General features: G+C 70.7%; 2 protein-coding genes. Both read left to right on the top strand.

Features of this window, described 5'->3' with window-relative positions:
• Window positions 1–2,124, top strand: a 2,124-nt coding sequence (locus tag AAGI91_17455) for a TonB-dependent receptor (protein ID MEM1044399.1), incomplete at its 5' end; no start/stop codon positions are given.
• Between the two features lie 3 nt (window positions 2,125–2,127).
• On the top strand, window positions 2,128–3,495 hold the full coding sequence (locus AAGI91_17450) for a T9SS type A sorting domain-containing protein (protein ID MEM1044398.1): 1,368 nt from the start codon (window positions 2,128–2,130) through the stop codon (window positions 3,493–3,495).
• Window positions 3,496–3,656: the final 161 nt, after the last annotated feature.

Below are 3,656 nucleotides of genomic sequence, written 5' to 3'. Positions count from 1 at the left end.
GGGGCTGAGCCGGCGCACGCCCTGCTGGCGCTCCTCGCGAGCGCGACGCCAGCGGGCCGGGCCGCGAGCCAGGAGACCTGCCTGAGCGCGTCGCTCCCCACCGCCTCCGGGACCCGAGGCGCGGTGCGTTCGACGGCGGCCAACTGGCCGGCGCGTGCGACCCCGTGCCCGCTTTTTGAGGCGCGGGGTTTTTCCATGCGCCTCCGCGCCCTCTTCCTGCTTCTCTGGGCGGCATCCGCCGCCGCGCAGCCAGCTGGCTCACCGCCAGCGGACTCGACCTTCCGTGAGGTCACCGTCACGGCAGCGCGCGTGACCGTAGCGACGCACGCAGCGCCAGCGCGCGTCACGGTCCTGGACCGGGAGGACATCGACAACACAGGCGCACGGACGGTCGCCGATGCACTCGAAGCGCGCTCAGCGGTGTTCCTCAAGCGCTACGGGCCGGGCGGGCTCGCAAGTCTGTCACTGCGCGGGACGGGCGCCTCGCAGACGCTCGTGCTTCTCGATGGGCACCGGATCGCCGATCCGCAACTCGGCCAACTCGACCTGGGGCTTCTCCCGGTGGCCGTCGTGTCGTCGGTCGAGGTCGCACATGGGGCCGCGTCGGCACTCCACGGGACGGACGGGGTCGGCGGCGTCGTGCATCTGCGGACGCCGGTACCAGATGGACAGCGCGGACGGCTCGATGTCCGGACGGGCGCCTTTGGCGAGCGCGGCTTCGACCTTCTCGTGAGCGACGGCCGGCCGGGGCTCAGCGCCGTCGTGGCCGCCTCGGTTGACACGAGCGAGGGCGACTATCTGTACACGGACTCCACCCGGTTCGATCGCGAGACGCGAACGCTGGGCGTGACCGGCCCTCGTCTCAACGCCGATGTCCGCCGGACGGCGCTCTTCGGGCGCATTCAGGCCGAGGGCGCTCTCGGGAAGACGGCAGCAGGCGTGCTCGCGACCGATGCCGAGCGCGGGCTGTTTGCGTTCTCTGGCGCCGGGCGAGCACGGCAGGAAGACAGAGCCCTACGCCTCTGGGCCGACCACGACGCGCGGCTCGGGGCCTGGCGCCTCCGCGCGGGTGGTCTCGCGCAGGCCAGCGCGCTCCGGTACCAGAACCCCGCTGGCGGCCTCGACGACACCGGGCGAACGCGAGCCGCATCGCTTCGCGCCGAGGCCGGGCGGGTCGTCCGTCTGGGGCCCGCACTCACCGACGTGACGGTTGGGGCTGAGATCCGCGGCGCGCGCGCAAGGCACCCCAGCCTGACCAGCGACGCGACCGAGACTGCCGGGGCCCTGTTCACGAGCCTCGTCGCCGAGATCGGTCCGCTCGGCTTGTTCCCCGCCCTCCGCCTCGACCGCGTCGCGACACCGACCGGCGAGGCGCTCACAGCGCTCTCGCCGAGCGCTGGTCTGAACGTGCGCCTGCTCCCGGGCCTCCGTGCGAAGGCCAGCGCTGGACGCGCCTTCCGCGCGCCGACGTTCAACGACCGGTTTTGGATGCCCGGCGGCGACCCCAGCCTGCGACCTGAGCGCGGGTGGACAGCCGACGCCGGCGTGTCGCTCGACCTTGCCACCGGCCCGCTGGCGCTCCGCGCCGAGGCGAGCGTGTTCGCCAGCAGGCTCCGCGACCGGATCGTCTGGCAGCCTGGCAGCTTCGAGGATGGCTTCTACTGGGCGCCCACCAACGTCGGGTCGACGCAGACGCGAGGCGTCGAGGTCTCGGGTCGTGCCCGTACAGCACTCGGGGGTCTGGGCATCGAAACGGGTGCACTTGCGACGTGGACAGACGCTCGTGACCGGACGGACCCTGAGGCGTCGTCGTTCGACCAGCGCCTGCTCTACGTACCGGATCGTCTCGTCCGCGCCGACGCCGGCATCTCGGCCTTCGGCGTTCGCCTCGACGCGGGCCTGGAGCACACCGGTACGCGCGCGACAGCGTCCGACGGCTCGGCCGAGCTACCGCCTGCGACCGTTGTCGACCTCGGCCTGCAGGCGACGCTGCGTGCCGCTGGCGCGTCTGGGACGCTCGGCATCCGCCTCGAAAACGCGCTCGACGCGCAGTACCAGATCGTCCGCCAGTACCCCATGCCGCCGCGGCACATCCGCGTGCGGCTCACCCTCACCTCTCTCTAGCCCATGCGCTACTTGCTCCTCTTCCTGCTCGTCCTCGCCGCCCCATCGTGGGCGCAGTCGTCTGACTTCGACGCATTCGTCCTGAGTCAGGGGGCATTCGGAAACCAGAACAGTTCTGTCGTCCTCATCGGGTCGGGCGACAATGGTCCCTTCGCCGACGGGTTCGCCAACGAGCGCGTCCTGACGCAGGGAGCCGCCGTCATCGGCGATCGTCTCTACCTGACAGCTGGGTCGTCGTTTCTTGGAACCGACCGACTCGATGTGTTCGACATCGCGACAGAGGCCCAGGTCGACCAGGTCACCGAAGGGCTCGTCAACCCCCGCTACATCGCCGAGGTGGCACCCGGGAAGGCATACGTGACGAACACCGACTTCGCCGGCGGCGGGTTCGTTCTTCCCCTCGACCTGTCCACGGGAACGCCCGGGACGCCCATCCCGGTCGTCGGGAACCCGGAGGATGTCACACTCTCGGCAGGCCGTGCGTTCGTCGCGCTCGGCGCCTTCGGTGCGTCGGACTCGCTCGCTGTGATCGACCCGGCGACCGACACGCTCGTGGACTACATCGACGTCGCGTGCGGTGCCCGGTTCGTCATCGCTGCGTCTGGGTTCGTGGTCGCGACGTGCACCGATACCGACGAGGCCGTCATCATCGACCCGGCGACGCTGGACGTAGCGGATCGGATCGCGTTGGGCGTCGAGATCGGCGACCCGAACCAGTCCGGCCAAGACGCCAACTCCACACAGACCATCTTCCCCGTGGGCCGGACCGAGGAGGAGGGCTCAGGCATCCTCATCAGCTCCGAGACCGGGCTCTTGTCCGTAACCATCAACGTTGACGGGATGACGGGCGCCCCAATCACCGATGTCTTTACCATTCCGATTGCTGGGACGGCCGAGCGGCCAATCACGGCACTCGCCGGCAATGCACAGAGAGGATTCATCGTCGGCCGCCCAGATGCGGACAACGCGTTCTCGGCGAACGGGACCGTGGAGCTCTACGACGGATCGGGGGCACTCGTCACCTCGTTCGAGGCTGGCATCTTCCCCTCGTACGTGGCGCTGAATCCGGACCGCTTCGGAGGCACCGCCGTGGCCGAGGGGCCCGGAGCGTCGGCGCTTCCCGTCGCACTCGCCGGCCCGAACCCGACACGCGGCCAGACCGCGCTCGCCATCACGCTTCGCCAGCCGGCGACCGTCCGCGTGACCATCCACGACATGACGGGCCGCGTCGCACGCACCCTCGACGCGACCCTTGCGGCGGGCACGCAGCGCATCGACCTCGACATGGGCGGGCTCCCCGCTGGCGCCTACCTGGCGCGCGTCGCCGCGGACGAAGGCCTCGCGACGGTCCCCCTCGTTCTGGTGCGATGACCATCGACCGCTGCTACTGCTTCGCGACGACCTTCGCCGAGCTGGCGGAGGTCGCCGCCACGACCGGGGCCGACTCGGTCGCGGCGCTCCAGGAGCACCGCCTCTTCGGCCAGAACTGCCAGCTGTGCCACCCGTACGTCCGCCGGATGCTGCGCACGGGG

Source organism: Bacteroidota bacterium, assembly GCA_038746285.1.
Taxonomy (GTDB): Bacteria; Bacteroidota; Rhodothermia; order Rhodothermales; family JANQRZ01; genus JANQRZ01.
This window is presented reverse-complemented; position numbering and strand designations above follow the sequence as displayed.